This window comes from Acinetobacter tandoii DSM 14970 = CIP 107469 (assembly GCF_000400735.1).
Taxonomy (GTDB): domain Bacteria; phylum Pseudomonadota; class Gammaproteobacteria; order Pseudomonadales; family Moraxellaceae; genus Acinetobacter; species Acinetobacter tandoii.
The window spans coordinates 43,450-59,063 of sequence record NZ_KE007376.1 but is presented as its reverse complement, the minus strand read 5'-3'; the positions used below and the strand labels follow the sequence as shown (position 1 = coordinate 59,063).

Annotated in this window: 12 protein-coding genes and 5 pseudogenes; 9 read left to right on the top strand and 8 right to left on the bottom strand. The window is 40.9% G+C overall.

Annotation, left to right across the window (positions count from 1 at the left end):
• Positions 1-446: IS6 family transposase (locus I593_RS18905; RefSeq protein WP_016165440.1), on the bottom strand; the 446-nt coding region annotated here is incomplete at its 3' end.
• A 120-nt stretch (positions 447-566) separates the two neighbouring features.
• Positions 567-1,268 (bottom strand): VIT1/CCC1 transporter family protein, encoded by a 702-nt coding sequence (locus I593_RS18900; protein ID WP_004761016.1) that lies wholly within the window; start codon positions 1,266-1,268, stop codon positions 567-569.
• Positions 1,269-1,370: 102 nt separating this feature from the next.
• Here I593_RS18900 and I593_RS18895 point away from each other — a divergent pair.
• A pseudogene (locus I593_RS18895) lies at positions 1,371-1,712 on the top strand (diacylglycerol kinase).
• 23 nt (positions 1,713-1,735) lie between these two features.
• Here I593_RS18895 and I593_RS18890 read toward each other — a convergent pair.
• From I593_RS18890 to I593_RS18875, 4 genes and pseudogenes are all read right to left on the bottom strand, one after another.
• Positions 1,736-2,731, bottom strand: coding sequence for a phosphatase PAP2 family protein (locus I593_RS18890; RefSeq protein ID WP_004827121.1), 996 nt, complete (start codon positions 2,729-2,731; stop codon positions 1,736-1,738).
• A gap of 106 nt (positions 2,732-2,837) precedes the next feature.
• Positions 2,838-3,476: pseudogene (locus I593_RS18885) on the bottom strand (COG4705 family protein); the annotation flags it as partial.
• Positions 3,477-3,778, bottom strand: a pseudogene (locus I593_RS20520) (transposase); the annotation flags it as partial.
• Positions 3,779-3,943: 165 nt separating this feature from the next.
• Positions 3,944-4,411: a DUF2946 domain-containing protein gene (locus I593_RS18875; protein ID WP_004827113.1), complete on the bottom strand. Its 468-nt coding sequence runs from the start codon at positions 4,409-4,411 to the stop codon at positions 3,944-3,946.
• A 528-nt stretch (positions 4,412-4,939) separates the two neighbouring features.
• Between I593_RS18875 and I593_RS18870 the strand changes: the two genes are divergently transcribed.
• The 6 genes from I593_RS18870 (at position 4,940) to I593_RS18845 (ending at position 13,053) form a co-directional block, all read left to right on the top strand.
• Positions 4,940-6,178, top strand: coding sequence for an efflux RND transporter periplasmic adaptor subunit (locus I593_RS18870; protein ID WP_016165447.1), 1,239 nt, complete (start codon positions 4,940-4,942; stop codon positions 6,176-6,178).
• Between the two features lie 10 nt (positions 6,179-6,188).
• Positions 6,189-9,272: an efflux RND transporter permease subunit gene (locus I593_RS18865; protein WP_016165446.1), complete on the top strand. Its 3,084-nt coding sequence runs from the start codon at positions 6,189-6,191 to the stop codon at positions 9,270-9,272.
• Entirely contained in the window at positions 9,265-9,591 is a 327-nt protein-coding gene (locus tag I593_RS18860; protein ID WP_016165445.1) for a DUF3240 family protein, read from the top strand. The genes I593_RS18865 and I593_RS18860 overlap by 8 nt, the downstream gene beginning before the upstream one ends.
• The gene (locus I593_RS18855) at positions 9,588-10,895 is read left to right on the top strand and encodes a TolC family protein (protein WP_016165444.1); all 1,308 of its coding nucleotides are present in this window, start codon (positions 9,588-9,590) and stop codon (positions 10,893-10,895) included. Before I593_RS18860 ends, I593_RS18855 begins: the two co-directional genes overlap by 4 nt.
• A gap of 140 nt (positions 10,896-11,035) precedes the next feature.
• Entirely contained in the window at positions 11,036-11,698 is a 663-nt protein-coding gene (locus tag I593_RS18850) for a response regulator (RefSeq protein WP_016165443.1), read from the top strand.
• Positions 11,698-13,053, top strand: a complete 1,356-nt coding sequence (locus I593_RS18845; RefSeq protein WP_016165442.1) for an ATP-binding protein — start codon at positions 11,698-11,700, stop codon at positions 13,051-13,053. Before I593_RS18850 ends, I593_RS18845 begins: the two co-directional genes overlap by 1 nt.
• A gap of 315 nt (positions 13,054-13,368) precedes the next feature.
• Here I593_RS18845 and I593_RS20515 read toward each other — a convergent pair.
• Positions 13,369-13,532: pseudogene (locus I593_RS20515) on the bottom strand (IS256 family transposase); the annotation flags it as partial.
• A 167-nt stretch (positions 13,533-13,699) separates the two neighbouring features.
• On the opposite strand from I593_RS20515, the gene I593_RS18840 reads away from it, so the two are divergent.
• On the top strand, positions 13,700-14,404 hold the full coding sequence (locus I593_RS18840) for an IS6-like element IS1006 family transposase (protein ID WP_001067784.1): 705 nt from the start codon (positions 13,700-13,702) through the stop codon (positions 14,402-14,404).
• A gap of 679 nt (positions 14,405-15,083) precedes the next feature.
• Complete coding sequence (locus I593_RS18835; RefSeq protein ID WP_016165163.1) at positions 15,084-15,431, top strand: hypothetical protein; 348 nt, start codon at positions 15,084-15,086, stop codon at positions 15,429-15,431.
• A 60-nt stretch (positions 15,432-15,491) separates the two neighbouring features.
• On the opposite strand, the pseudogene I593_RS18830 reads toward I593_RS18835, so the two are convergent.
• Positions 15,492-15,614, bottom strand: a pseudogene (locus I593_RS18830) (IS6 family transposase); the annotation flags it as partial.

Sequence of the window (15,614 nt, the reverse complement as noted above, 5' to 3'; positions counted from 1 at the left end):
CGTGATAAAGCATGGCCATAGGTCGCTGCTTTATCTGTATTGATGACCCGTGGAATTTGCCATTTTTTCACCGTATTGAAGATCTTTCCTAGAAAACTATAGGCTGATTTACTGTTCCGTCTAGCGGAAAGGTAAAAGTCAATCGTATGACCCCGTTGATCAACTGCACGATACAGGTAAGTCCATCGCCCCTTCACTTTGATATAAGTCTCATCCATATGCCATGAATGTAAATCTGTAGGATTACGCCAATACCAGCGTAACCGTTTTTCCATTTCTGGAGCATAACGCTGAACCCAACGATAAATTGTACTGTGATCCACATTTATGCCTCGTTCAGCGAGCATTTCTTGAAGTTCACGATAGCTGATGCCATATTTACAATACCAACGAACAGCCCAAAGAATGATTTCACCTTGAAAGTGCCGACCGTGGAAGGGATTCATCTGCTGTATCTCGAAATAAATAAGATATTTAGCTTATCATGTCAGCCTATTTGCAACAGTGCCACTTATTATCTATACTCCTCATGGAGTGGGAATATTTGGATTATACAAAAAAGGATCTTATGCCACCGCAACATTAAATAATGATCCAATCCAAGCACTGAATAACATGGCAATAATACCCCAAATCATTACCCGAATCGAACCTCTCCAAATACTGGCGCCGCCCGCATAACTGGCCAAGGCACCCATAATTCCGAGACTTAATACCCCAATCAGCATGACGCCTTTCTCTAAGTATCGCTCAGGCAGAAGCATAATTGAAATTAAAGGAAATAATGAGCCTACAGTAAATGCAATGGCTGAAGAGAAGGCAGCACGAAACGGCTGGGCAGAAGTATGATCTGAAATACCAATTTCATCACGCGCATGTGCATCTAAAGCATTGTGTGCAGTCAGTTGTTGCGCGACTTCTTGCGCTAAAGCGGGTTGTAATCCACGCTGTATGTAAATATTTTTTAGCTCATTTAATTCATGTTCAGGATGGCGTTGCAGTTCACGTTCTTCCATCTGCAGATCATTCTTTTCAATGTCTTGTTGCGATTTAACGGAGATGTATTCACCTGCAGCCATCGATGCAGCTCCAGATATTAATCCGGCGATACAGGTCACCAGTACAGTATGGGTAGATGCTCCACTGGCTGCGATTCCCACCACGAGACTTGTGACTGAAATAATCCCGTCATTTGCCCCCAGCACAGCTGCACGCAACCATCCCGCACGTTCGATGTAATGTTTTTCAATATGATAAGAATGGCGCACAAGGTATATCCTTTTTGTTATCAGGATGATTATAATAAATTTATTTCATCTGTAGAGATTATTATTGGCTAATTTCAAAAACCGTGATTAAAAGGCAAAAAAATTTTAAAACGGATTCTAGTAGCCACTGGCTATTCATTTTTAGGATCTAAAACAGCGTCTAAAAATAGGCAGCTTTTCGTCAAATCGTATTAATTGATCTTATTCTAATTCCTATGAGCTTTTTTATTGCTGTTTCTTCTATAGAACGGGCACTGATGGTGGCTGTCTGTTTACTGGCTGTAATTGTGGAATTATTCAATTCTGCGATTGAAGCTGTTTTAGATCGTATTTCGCTTGAAAAACATGCATTCCAAAAAGGCAAAAGATATGAGAAGTGCGGCACAATTTTCAGCACTTCTCATTATTTTTATTATTTGGTCAATTATTTTACTTGTCCACTAAAAGATCTTAAAAGTTGATTTTACTTAAGCCAACAATGGAAATTGATAGACTTCTGCATAGATTAGCGCAGCAAGCAGAACCAAAATAATGCTTAGGCTTACTGTATAAGTCTGCATAGCTGACCCAGGTATTTGCCAAATAATTTTTCCTCTGGCACTTAACCATTCTGTCAGACTAATACTGACAATTAACCATAATGTTCCTACCAAAAAACCACCCAGCACATCACTTAAGTAATGCTCATTTAAGACAATTCTACTTAGGCCTAAAAGTACAGCAAAAAGAAACATCGTAAAAAATATACGGACTTGTCTGATAAAATTTGGGCTAAAACGAATAGCCAGGTAAGCAAGAAATCCATATAAGGCAATAGCAATGGTGGCATGTCCACTAGGGAATGAGTAGGATTGCTCCAGCAGTAAAGCATCTGCTGGTCGCACGCGATGAAATAAGAGTTTACTCAGGAAGGTAAATATAGAACTTCCTATAGTGGAGACCAGCAACCCTATTAATATATAGGGTTGGCGAATGATCCAGCAGATCACACCGACTAAAATCACAATCAAACAAGAAATTGCTGTAGAACCAAAACTGGTGATGAAAATAAAAAAATCCACTACGCTGGGTTGATGCAGCATATTCATCTGTTGGGAAACAAAATAATCCATTGTCACGATGGAGTCTGAAGTAACCACATCTTCAACAAGTCCGGTAAACAAAGCTAAAATATAGCCCATGGCTAAAAATAAAAGCGTCAGAGGTAAGCCATAAAAATGCTGGAGCTGAAATCTTTTCGACAAAAAACCAAAAAAACGGGGGTACTTGTATTTTATTCGAATGAATAAATTGCTTTTTCCCACCTGCTGTTTAAACGTTCCCCCATACTGCACAACTGAATCAAATAATTGCTTGCCATGCTGAATAATCCAGTACTGTAATACCCACAAAAGAATAACCAGTGAAAATACAAGGATGCTCAAGATGAACAATTGCTGATTGGCTTGAATCAATGGAATCATGGCGAAAAAATTTCCTCGTTGAAAGCATTTTTAGCAGGGCTTACTGTCATATTTTGTCAGCGCACAGATCCAATCAATGTTTCGATATCAATACGACTTTATATATTTAGGCCTTTTTTGCAGTCGTTTTATTGCTAAAGTGAATACACACTAGAATCGCAATCAAAATGACAGCTGAAGCAGTAAAGCGACTTAAATCCAAACCACCCGAAGCGATCGGTTTATCCAGGAAATCCCCCACCACAGCCCCCAAAGGGCGGGTTAAAACAAATGCACTCCAAAACAGTAAGGTTCTTGAAACATGAGTGAATTTGTACAGGGCCAAAATCATGAGAATAAGACCGACGAAAAGGATAATTCCACCGCTATAACCCAGCCCCATGGTGTCTGCTGACCAATCTCCTAAAGCCGTCCCTAAGGTTTGGGAAAAGGTAATGGTTAACCAATAGAAAATTTCTGCCCGTGGATAATTCACCGTATGCGGTGAAATACTGCCTTCAACCTTATACCAGCTGAATAAAGACAAGCAGACCAAACCGAGCAATAGGCTACTTCCGCCGATATAACCAATCCCCAAAGATCGATCGATCAAATCAGCCAGTGTCGTACCTACGGTCGTACTGGCGATGATGGTAAACCAATACAAATAAGGACGGTAAAATTTAGAGCGGATTTGAAAGAATAGCAAAGCTATAAATACTGCTGCGAAAATAAAGGTACTGATCAAATAGCCTAAATTTAGAGACCTCTCTCCGCCTGGGCGAAAAAAGCGGCTGCTTTACGTAGAATTTCATTGGCACGCTTTAATTCTTTAATTTCACGTTCCATTTGCTTCATTTTTTCTTGATCAGATATCTGTTGTACTTTAATAGGATTTTGCTGATCTAAATGCTTTTGATGCCAGGCACGAAGTGTTTCAGGAGTACAACCAATCTTAGGCGCAATTGCTGTGATTGCAGCCCAAGTAGAAGGATAATCTTTTTCAGATTCAATCAATAATTGAACCGCTCTTTCTCTGATTTCAGGGGTATATTTTAATTTTGTCATCGGGATAGTCTCTCAGAATATTGACTCTCCGACAAACCCGGTACGGTTCATATGCTCTGATATGCGTGTGCCTACACAGATACGTGCATTTTTTAAAAGTAATAACATAGCGATTAGTCTCTTCAACTAATTAAATTTCAAAACAATAAGGAATTGCCAATAAATTTAGACAGCAAAAGAGAGAGGAGGTGCTCGACCTTGAGGGATAAGAAATAATTGATTTAAAATAAAGAAGATATGAAAGAAAGCTTCTTTAAAAGCTAATAACCGAACTTGAACTCTAACAAGTATTTCTTTAACGCGAATGTCTGGTAAAGGAACGACATGTGCGTAAACCACACAGTACTGACATTGATGATTTGCATCGTGATGATGACTGGACGAAGTTTTTTGTTCAAGATGTGCATGATTAAGCTTTTCAGTATCATGATTAGCTAAATTCAACTCTTGATGAGAGTGAGTATGCGAAGAATGATCTGAGCTATGCACATGGTGTGAGTTATTTAGTTGAAGTGCATGGACAATAGTTTCACAGACAGGAGAAATTTGATATTTCTCTGGAAGTAAAGGCTGTAAAAAAACAGCAATCTGTAACAAGATTGCTGAGAATGCGAGCAATCTTCCTAAAACCATGATCACTTAGATTGTCTCAATTATCCAAGTAAGATGGTTAGATTGTAGCAGAATTACTATTTATTAAAAGTATAAGCGATATTAATTTAATAGTTTTGATTTAATCCAGCGTAATAATTTTTAGGATAAAGTAAAAATAAAAATAATTGATTTCAATCTGAATCAATTCAGATTGAAATCGTGCATGATTAATTTTGCTCTAAAAAAATAATGATTAAAATTTATAAAGTAAAGTAGATGAATGTATTTTCACGACATTGTAGGGATATTTATTAACTGGCCCTTTAACGGAGATGAAATTTTGTGACTGAGTATATTCTTGAATTGATTTAAGCAAACTCATTGCTTCTCGAGATAAGGGGGATATGGTTTTCTTTTTCCGCCTTCATCTGCTCTTTAGAAATAACCGAGATATTATGCTTAGGTGGAAATTACCCTTTAGATCCTGAAAAAATTGGATTTCCAAACTTAATTAGATCTTAAGAACTTAAATTTATCCTGAGAGAAAATATTTTTGAGGGTAGATCAGTGAGTCAACAAGTGAGTGTATTACGAAATAATAAAATATTTCTCAGTATTTGCACATTGGTCTTGGTAATTTTAGGAGTTTGGTGGGCGAGCAGTTCACTATTTAATAAAAATAAAGCGGAAAAATCAAAGCCACAAAATGTAACCGCCAATGAAACAGAAACCATAGATGTCTCTGGTAATCAGATTTTAATTTCGCCCACACAGATTCAACAGGCAGGTATTCAATTACAAACTTTAGGACAAGCGACAAGTGATGTACAACTTGCACTGACTTTGCAGGGGCAAGCGCAGTGGTCACCTCAAAGTAAAGTGGTCTTAACCAGCCCGATAGCGGGGATAGTTCAACAGGTACTGGTGCAACCTTTAGCCGAAGTGGGTCTCCATAATCCTGTACTGGCCATTCATAGCCCTGATTTAATTCAGATTCAAAATGAAATTTTACAAATTCGTGCACAACTGCAATTGGCCAGCCAAAATTTGGCACGTGAACGCAGTTTATATGCTGAAGGGATTATTGCTGAAAAACGTGTACAGGAAGCCCAGAATGTAGTGCAACGACTGAATATTGATTTGAGTGCCAAGCAACGCATGTTGCAGTTTATGGGAGGAAGTAGCAGTCAGGGACTGAATTCCGTAGTGTATGTTAAAAGTCCCGCCAAAGGCAGTGTAGAAAGTTTACAGGTATCTGCAGGTCAATATGTAGAAACCGGCGCAGTACTGGGTCAGTTGGTGAATAGTGATCTACCTTTGCAATTAATGTTGCAAGCCCCTTTAGCGGATAGCAAATATATCCAGATTGGCGATCTGGTTAAAGTTGAGGGGTGTGAAATTACTGGGCAGGTACAAAAAATTGCACCAGCACTTTCAGACAATACGCAATCTCAAAATGTTTTAGTTCAGATGAATGCCAAGGACAACTGTTTAAAAGTACAACAGTTTATTAAAGCGAATATTCAAAGCCATAACCCGACAACAGAAACTGCATGGGTAATACCAAGTACTGCCTTGACTTTAAAAGATAACAAGCACTTCATTTTTATCAAAAACCAAAATGGTTTCGTGGCAATGCCTGTGGAATTGGTGGGTGCGAACCAGCAGCAAAGTCATGTGATTGGAAATGCATTAAAACCTGGAATTCAAGTTGCTGTGAGGGGTGTCGAACGTCTAAAAGCCGTTTGGTCAGGTTTCGGTGCAGAGCAGGCACCACCTGCCAGCAGTAGCACTGCGGTGAATTGAGGTTAGGCACATGTTAAAACGTATTATTGCATTTTCACTGAGTCAACGAATCCTAATGCTGTTATTGGGTATGGCAATCAGTGTTGCGGGTTATTTGGCATTTACAAAATTACCGATTGATGCCTTTCCGGATGTATCAAGCACACAGGTTCAAATTGTGATGAAATCTCCTGGCATGACGCCAGAAGAGGTGGAAAGCCGTATTGTGGTACCGATAGAACAGGAAATGTTGGGAATCCCTCATCAAACTGTACTACGTTCACAATCTAAATATGCCATTGCAATCATTACCCTGGATTTTGCAGAAGGGACAGATCCTTATTGGGCCAGGCAACAGGTCAATGAGCGTTTGACTGGAGTCATGTCAGCTCTGCCTGGCAATGCATCAGGCGGGATTGCGCCTATGACGACGCCATTAGGTGAATCTTTTATGTTCACTTTACATGGTCCTATGAGTGATATGGAAAAACGAACCTTGCTCGATCGGGTCGTCCGTCCACAGCTCAGAAAAATTGAAGGGGTAGCGGATGTCAATGTCCTGGGTGGTTTGGCACGTACTTTTGAAGTGACACCCAACCTGGATGCTTTGGCATCGAGAGGTCTATCTCTTGATCAGTTAAAACAAGCAATTGAATTAAATAATGCAAGTGACGGTGCGGGTCGTCTGAATGAAAATGGAGAATCATTACTGATTCGTAGCGATAGTCGTGTCACCAATTTACAAGAGTTGGGTGAGATTATTGTTTCCAATCATCAAGGGATGCTGGTGCAAGTGAAGGATGTCGCCGATGTCCATACCGGTGCCCTTACCCGTTACGGAGCGGTAACCGAAAATGGTCAGGGTGAAGCTGTTGAAGGGATTGTCCTCACCTTAAAAGGTGCCAATGCACGTCAGGTTGTGCAAAGTGTGCGTGAACATTTGCATGACATTGAGAAAAACTTACCCTCGGGCGTTACGATCAAGCCTTTTTATGACCGTGGTGAACTGGTGAATCGTGCCATTCATACCGTGAGTAAAACCTTGGTCGAGGCGATTGTATTAGTCCTAATTTTATTGCTGTTGTTTTTAGGCAATTTAAGAGCCGCTTTGGTGGTTGCCGCGATTTTACCTTTATCTGCGTTGAGTACTTTCTTAATGATGCGTCAGTTTGGATTAAGTGCCAACCTGATGTCATTGGGTGGTTTAACCATTGCCATTGGTTTGCTGGTCGATGCGGCGGTTGTGGTGGTTGAAAATATCGAAATGCAACTGGCAGATGCACACGAATCCAAACACCGTTCGTTTTTACCCCCGCTGAACGTCATTTATCGTGCAGTTTGTGAGGTGGCGGTACCTGTGACAGCAGGAATGATCATTATTATGCTGGTCTTCATTCCGTTAATGACGTTGCAAGGTCTGGAAGGGAAGCTTTTCTCTCCAGTGGCACTGACTATTGTCTTTGCATTGTCGAGCTCACTGATTTTTTCATTAACGATTATTCCGGTGCTGTGTTCTTATTTCTTGAAATCTCAAGCACATCACACGCCGTATATTGTTGCTAAGCTGGAACAGGCATATAGCAAGGTGTTAAATGCAAGTTTAGCCCATCCGAAACGTGTTTATGCTTTGGCCGGAGGTGCTTTGGTGGTTGCTGCACTCATTTTTCCACTCATTGGTAAGTCTTTTATGCCAACAATGGATGAAGGTGACACCATATTGCAGTTGGAAAAAATGCCATCGATCAGCCTGCAAAATTCGATTGCACTTGACCTGGACATTCAAAGAAGAATTCTAAAACAAGTTCCAGAAGTGGCCCGCATTGTGGCAAGAACCGGCTCGGATGAACTGGGCCTTGACCCTATGGGCTTAAATGAAACCGATAGCTTTGTCATTTTGAAACCGCAAGATCAGTGGCAGGGACAAAGTAAGGAGCAGATTTTAGCCAAAATTCGCCATGTATTGGCCGATGTTCCTGGGGTCAATCTCACCTTTAGTCAGCCGATTGAAATGCGGACTTCAGAAATGTTATCGGGTGTACGTGGAGATTTGGCCGTCAAAATTTTTGGTACCGATTTAGATCAGCTGAATCAGCTGTCTAAGCAAATCTCTACCGTTCTACAAGGGATCAAAGGCAGTGAAGATGTCATGACTTTGGAAAATTCTGGGGTGCAATATCAGGAATTACGTATTCGTCGTGATATGGCTGTCCGCAATCAGTTAGATAGTCAGAGCATACAGGCACAACTCAAAATGCTCATTGAAGGGCAGCAGATTAGTTCGATTATTGAACAGGGGCGACCAGTTCCATTGATGATGAAAGGTGATCCACGTCTGGGACAATCCAGTTTTGCCCTCGCGAACATGAATTTACCTGTTGCAAACTCAGCGGCTGTACCGTTGTCCTCTTTAGCAGAAATGGTCAAGACTGAAGGCGTCGTCAAAATTGACAGGGAAAATGCTTCAAGAATGTCCGTTGTCCGTGCCAATGTGCGTGACCGGGATCTGGTTGGTTTTGTCGAGGAAGCAAAACAGCAGGTTGCCCAGAAAGTTAAATTACCGGCCGGCTATTCATTGAAATGGGGTGGACAGTTTGAAAATCAACAACGTGCAGCAGCGCGTCTGATGCTGGTTGTCCCTGCAGCGTTGACTATGATTTTCTTCCTGCTCTTTACAACTTTAGGGTCTGTTCGTCAGGCAGTACTGGTTTTTGTGAATATTCCCTTTGCTTTAATTGGGGGAGTCGTAGCCTTAGCCATCACTGGTGAATATTTATCGGTGCCTGCTTCTGTTGGGTTTATTGCATTAATGGGGATTGCCGTACTGAATGGTTTGGTGATGATCGGTTATTTTAACCAGCTCATTTCACGCGGCGTTGCAATTGAAGAAGTGGTTCGTGAGGGGGCGATGCGACGTTTACGTCCAGTAATGATGACTGCAAGTATCGCGGCTTTGGGTTTAATTCCCTTGCTCTTTACCACTGGGCCAGGTGCTGAAATTCAGCGTCCATTGGCGATCGTGGTGATTGGGGGATTAATTTCCTGCACCTTACTGACGCTGATTTTACTTCCTAACTTGTTCAAACAATTTGGTTTAGTGCGAGATACTCATGTCTGAAATGTGCCAACTCTCTATCAACATCTCCAGTGATATTGCGGAAGAATTAATGAGCCATTTATGGCTTATTCCCGAGATTGTGACAGGATGTACCTGTATCCCGGCACAAGGTTTCGGCAGCCGCCAACATTATCGCAACATTCAAGAAAAAATTCGGGGTGCAACTGAGCGTAATTTGATTCTGTTGATTTTACCCCTCGCAACTGTACCTTTAGTTTTAGCCCATATCCAAAAGAAATTTAAATCAAGTGACTGTTTCTATTGGGTATTACCAACCATAACATCGGGTTATGCTGGTCAAGGAGAAGTGAACGAATGAAACCAGAGATAGCGACTCAACCCCGTTTGCTGGGTAAAGCCTTACGTTTACTGGGCTTGGGCTGTTGTGTGATGATGACTTCTGTCGTATCCGCGGAACCCGCTTTGGATCAGGTCTTGCCACCACTCGATGCGGTCAAACAGAGCTTGTCACAGCATCCAACTGTTCAATCGGCAGTTTCGGATCAGGACTATGCCCATTTTGCAGGACAAGGGTTAAAACTGGGTCATCCCTGGACCGTGCGTGCGGGGATGCAGCTTCGTAACACCGACACCCAGGATGGTCAAACAAAGTCCAATAGTTATGAGCCGAACTTTGGTGTTGAAAAGCAGATTCGTTTGCCTGGCAAATACCAACTGGATCAGGATTTGGCGCAACGAGGGATGAGTATTGCTGAATTAAAATATGAAGATGCCAAACATGAAGTTGCCAAAAATTTGCTAAATCAGTGGTTTGCCTATATGCGCAGTGCTTTGCAATTGACGCGCTTAGAGGAACAGCAGTCAAGAATACAGCACTATATGCAAATGACCCAGCAGCGTATTCGTGCTGGAGATGCCCCACGACTGGAACTGATGCTGCTTAGCAATGAATCGCGGCAAATCGAAGAACAATATATGCAGGCTAAAACAGCTTACTACCAAGCACAGCAGTTATTGTCACGTGATTATCAGGGAAAAATTCCAGAACACTGGAGCAGTGATGTCATCAAAATTCGCCCACTCGAATATACACAGACTGAATGGATACAGCAGATTTTGGCTGCCAACCATGAGCTTGAGCTGGCCAAAATGCAGGCAGTACAGCAAGATGCATTAGTCAAAAGAGAGCAACTCAATCAGGTACCTAATCCTACGGTCGGAGTGGGCTATAGTCGTGAGCAGTCTGGTGTTGAAAACTTGATGAGTGTAACAGTTTCAATTCCACTAGCCAGTCGGCAAGTGCGGATAGCTTCTGGTATGGCCATGGCGGAAGCTCAAAAGGCCAATTTTGAGATCGGACGAGTAGAAAACCGTTTGCGCCAGGAAACGCAATACTGGTTCACGCAGATGGAGTCGGCAACTGTACGGAGTGAGCAGGCTCAACAGAATTTGGCACAGTTACAGCAACAACATGGATTGATGCAAAAAGCATATAAGCTTGGTGAATTGAGTTTAAATGAACTGTTACTTCATTCACAGCAACTGGTTGATGCGCGCGGTCGAATTGATCAAGCCAAAATTGATTATGCAGAAAGCTTGAGTTTACTATTGCTGAATTCGCATCAGTTATGGCCTTTACATGAGGATCATCAGGCAGAGTAAAATAGTAGAGTGCTGATATATCAATGCCTTGTATGATCATTATTCGGTTGGTGTTCTGTCTTTCTTGGGCCAGAGTACCTGCCGCTTTCACAGAAATAAATATAGGCTTATAAGTAGCAGAATGAGAAGGTAGCTCAGACGTGAGAATATTGTTAGTTGAAGACGATGCCTTACTGGCTAAGGCGACAGCACGGGGCTTAGACCAAGCGAATTTTGTTGTTGATATCGCCACCACAGCAGAACAAGCCTATCATTTTTTGGCGAGTTATGATTATCAGTTTATTTTGCTTGATTTAGGTTTGCCAGACAGGAATGGATTGGAAATTTTAAAGTCACTGCGTCGTAAAAAGAATAAAGTAGGCGTTATTATTTTGACTGCTCAGGATAAAATTCAGGAGCGAATTTCCGGTTTAGATGCTGGGGCAGATGATTTTGTAGTTAAACCCTATGATTTGTATGAAGTTATTGCACGGATTCAAGCAGTATTACGCCGTATTTCAGGAGAAGTGAGTGATTTGATTCAGATTGGCAATATTGCGGTTAATAAAGCGACTAAACAGGTACTGAGAGATCACACTGAAGTTGAATTAACCCCGAAAGAGTTTCACTTGCTAGAACTATTTATCCTTAACCGTGGCCGGATCATTTCACGGGAGAGTATAGAAAACTCATTTTATGCCTATGATGCAGATGTGAGCAGTAATGTGATACAGGTTTATATTCATAATTTACGGCGTAAGCTGGGAAAAAATATCGTGCGCACTGTACAAAGCTTTGGATATATTATGGATGAAAATTATTAATGGCCAATTTCATTCGCAGTTATTCACTGACCAGACGTCTATCATTTATTTTAATGGTCATCACCGCCAGTGTCTGGGTGGGTAGTTTAGGTTGTATTTACTGGGGAATGCAGCGTACCGCGAACAATATTTTTGATAAATCACTGGCTGAAACAGCCCATGCTTTACTTTCGACTACTTCAAGTTCACTGGCGGGGCAAATCCCGGATCATACGGTCATCGAGAAAGCTCAAGGGGAGCATTATAATCAGATTATTTTCCAGATCTGGCATCGTAATGGCAAGTTGATTTATCGTTCGGTTGGCGTTGGCACACATCCGTTTGTCCAGCAAGCCAACTTTGGCTGGATTAATATTCACAATCAAACCTATCGCAGTTATTCGGTTTGGGACAGCACCCACACTATACAAGTACAAATTGCACAGGTCTGGACTATCCGTCAGGATATCCAGAGAGATATGCTGTTATTTTTAATAGGGGTTTCAGCATTTTTTTTACCATTATTGTCTTGGCTGATTTTGCAGACCGTACGTAGCAATTTGTCCACTGTATTCAGTATCAGTCAAAATCTGGAAAAGCAGTCGATTGAACATTTAAAACCCATCAACCCTGTCGTGCCCAAAGAAATCGAACCTTTGGTGAAGTCATTAAATACATTATTGAGTGAAGTTGCAGAAAGCATGCAACGTGAAAAACGTTTTACCTCAAATGCAGCCCATGAGTTACGTACACCTTTGGCGGCGATCCGTCTGCATGCACAAGTTTTGCAGAGTGCACGTTCGACTGAGGAGGCACGAGAAGCAGCTGAGGACATCATGATTGGCATTGATAAAACCTCGCGAATGATTACACAGTTACTAACCTTAGCCCGGATTGAACCCAATGCTCATCAAATTCAAGGCTCGGTCGATCTCGTTAATGTGATTCAAAGTACTCTTTCGATGATGGATTTTCAGCTTTGTCAAAAAAAAGTTGACTTACAGTTACAACTGGAGTCAGCTCTAGTTATGGCTCAACCTGAGCAATTGGAAATTATGCTCCGTAATCTTTTAGAGAATGCCATCATCTATCGTAGTTATGAACGCCCGTGTGTCATAAAAATCAGTTGTGGCTGTGTTAAAAATTATAGCTTTGTGCAGATTGAGGATAATGGAATTGGTTTGGATGAAGCACAAATACCTCTGATTTTCCAAAGATTCTATAGGGTGAATCAGAACAGTGTCATTATTGGCAGTGGTCTCGGCTTATCGATTGTTAAGCAAATTGTCGATTTATATCACGGAAAAGTTGAGTTACATCGGACAAATGCTATTGGTGGTCTTATGGTTAGGATTGAATTTAACCAGCAGAACTAAATAATGGCGCTATTTACTGGGCTGAGAAGTAGTTTTCAAAATTGAAGATTGGGGTGCCATAACTACTTATGGCTATATAGCGACAGAGGTAAAAAAGCCTACTGTCCTACACTCATATATTGCAGCATAAGTCTGATAAAAGCAGTAATATAACTTATGCCACTTAAAGTGAGGGTGATATTAGAGTCTGTAACTCATTTTGTGTAAGTCCGATTTTTTATAAATGATCATTTAATCAACCATCGAAATGAATAGTAAATCAATTCATTGCTTAAAGTCATGAGTAGTAATGCCACATAAGATTGGCAATGTCTATTTCTTAGCAGGATTTAATGTTGCGAAGTAAATTACTTCTTTCTTCATAGAATCATCGGAAGAAAAGATTTTTCTTTTCTTGATTGACGGATCACACTATTCAATGACTCATTTGTATAAATTGTATGATGTACTTTAGCAGGATAGCTAATGTCTCCTCTGATACAATGGTTGTCCCTGAAGGTAGTATATGTCAACAAATTCACCAATCTTTACATAATGTAAAAGTCTTTTGGAAGCAGAATAAGGGTTCATCAGATACTTAAAATGGCACTGTTGCAAATAACCACGAATGGTAAGCTGAAGACTGTTTTAGCTAAAGGTGCAGCATATGAATCCTTTCCATGGTCGGCATTTTCAGGGCGAAATCATTCTTTGGGCTGTGCGCTGGTATTGTAAATATGGCATTAGCTATCGTGAACTGCAGGAAATGCTGGCCGAACGGGGTGTGAATGTTGATCACACGACTATTTACCGTTGGGTTCAACGTTATGCTCCTGAAATAGAAAAACGTTTACGCTGGTATTGGCGTAATCCTACAGATCTGAGCTCGTGGCATATTGATGAAACCTATGTAAAAGTGAATGGACGATGGTCTTATCTGTATCGTGCAGTCGATCAACGTGGCGATACCATTGATTTTTATCTTTCTTCTAGACGTAATACCAAATCAGCATATTGTTTTCTTGGAAAAATTTTAAATAATGTGAAGAAGTGGCAAATTCCACAAGTGATCAACACGGATAAAGCACCCACATATGGACGTGCTTTATCACGGTTAAAACGGGAAGGTAAATGTCCACCAGACCTTGAGCACAGGCAGATTAAGTATAAAAATAACGTGATTGAATGTGATCATGGCAAGCTAAAGCGGATCATCAGGGCCACATTAGGATTCAAATCTATGAAGACGGCTTATGCCACAATTAAAGGTATTGAAGTCATGCGTGCACTACGTAAAGGACAAGCATCGTCATTTTATTATGGTCAGCCTCAGGGTGAAGTGTGTCTAATCAACAGGGTTTTCGGTCTCTAAGTACTTTTTAAAGGGAACATCATCGACTCAAATCTCTATTTGCAACAGTGCCGTTTTTAGATAGCTAGTTATAGCTAACTTACAACTAGGTTTAGTTATTTTAATTAAACTATTGATTAAGCCCACTTAACATATTGATTTATTAATTAATATTTTGATTTTTTGATATATTCCGCCACTGAATATTACTTGAATAGCGTACAAAATAATCAATAGAAACTGCTGTAGTTTCTGAATGACCTTTCTAGGTCCTTAGTTTATAAGCCTGCCTCACTTTCCTTGAGCGGGCTTTTTTTTGCTTGGATTTTAATTGTCATTATTCAATTACTCCTTTGATGGGTTGAATAGCCACTGATTTTATAGATACCTTTTAGTTAGATTTTTCAGTTTTTATAAGAACTACTGATTAGGACCTTGACACCCTGCTTTTTACTGGATAATCTTATTTCAACGCAGCAAAATCTGTGTGCAGGCGTGAGAACCTGATAAAATATCTAGGTGCAATTAAATGTCGCACTTGCGGCTATTTTTTTGCCTACTGTTAAGCAGTCCCTATGGTAGCTTAGCAGGGCAGCTTCGTGCTGGCTGATCCTAGATTCAGTATTCTCACCCCTGTTAAGTTGCCTCCATTGCCGTGAGAAGCGATGGAGATAATTAAACTCTTATCTAGGAAACTGCTATGCATACTAAATTCAATGATGCAAACCCATGCATGCCAAAAAACCTCGCTAAACAACTGATTGTCGAAAGCGCTAAACTTCTGAATCATCAACAACGCCAAGCCTTGCTCGATATTTTCATGACTTTAGATCAGGCGGAAAAAACAGCTGAAAAGACACTTCAGCAACATGCTGTAGCGCAACAAAGCACCCACAACTTTTCTCAAGATCACGAATGCCAAGAAGACAATCAGGAATATTGGTCAGGTCATTACTATGATTCTTACAGTCAAGAATATCCGGAAGATTGGGTAAAACGGACTCAGTCCACCCCACATCGTCATAAGTTCCCTAGAACTGCTTACTGATCGTGGGGGGCACTGTTGCAAATAGTGATTTGAGTCGATGATGTTCCCTTTAAAAAGTGCTTAGAGACCGAAAACCCTGTTGATTAGACACACTTCACCCTGAGGCTGACCATAATAAAATGACGATGCTTGTCCTTTACGTAGTGCACGCATGACTTCAATACCTTTAATTGTGGCATAAGC

Excerpts from the sequence above, each read along its gene's own strand:
- I593_RS18890 (WP_004827121.1), bottom strand. The coding sequence starts at position 2,731 with ATGATTCCATTGATTCAAGCCAATCAGCAATTGTTCATCTTGAGCATC.
- I593_RS18875 (WP_004827113.1), bottom strand. The coding sequence starts at position 4,411 with ATGGTTTTAGGAAGATTGCTCGCATTCTCAGCAATCTTGTTACAGATT.
- I593_RS18865 (WP_016165446.1), top strand. The coding sequence starts at position 6,189 with ATGTTAAAACGTATTATTGCATTTTCACTGAGTCAACGAATCCTAATG.
- I593_RS18860 (WP_016165445.1), top strand. The coding sequence starts at position 9,265 with ATGTCTGAAATGTGCCAACTCTCTATCAACATCTCCAGTGATATTGCG.
- I593_RS18855 (WP_016165444.1), top strand. The coding sequence starts at position 9,588 with ATGAAACCAGAGATAGCGACTCAACCCCGTTTGCTGGGTAAAGCCTTA.
- I593_RS18845 (WP_016165442.1), top strand. The coding sequence starts at position 11,698 with ATGGCCAATTTCATTCGCAGTTATTCACTGACCAGACGTCTATCATTT.
- I593_RS18840 (WP_001067784.1), top strand. The coding sequence starts at position 13,700 with ATGAATCCTTTCCATGGTCGGCATTTTCAGGGCGAAATCATTCTTTGG.
- I593_RS18835 (WP_016165163.1), top strand. The coding sequence starts at position 15,084 with ATGCATACTAAATTCAATGATGCAAACCCATGCATGCCAAAAAACCTC.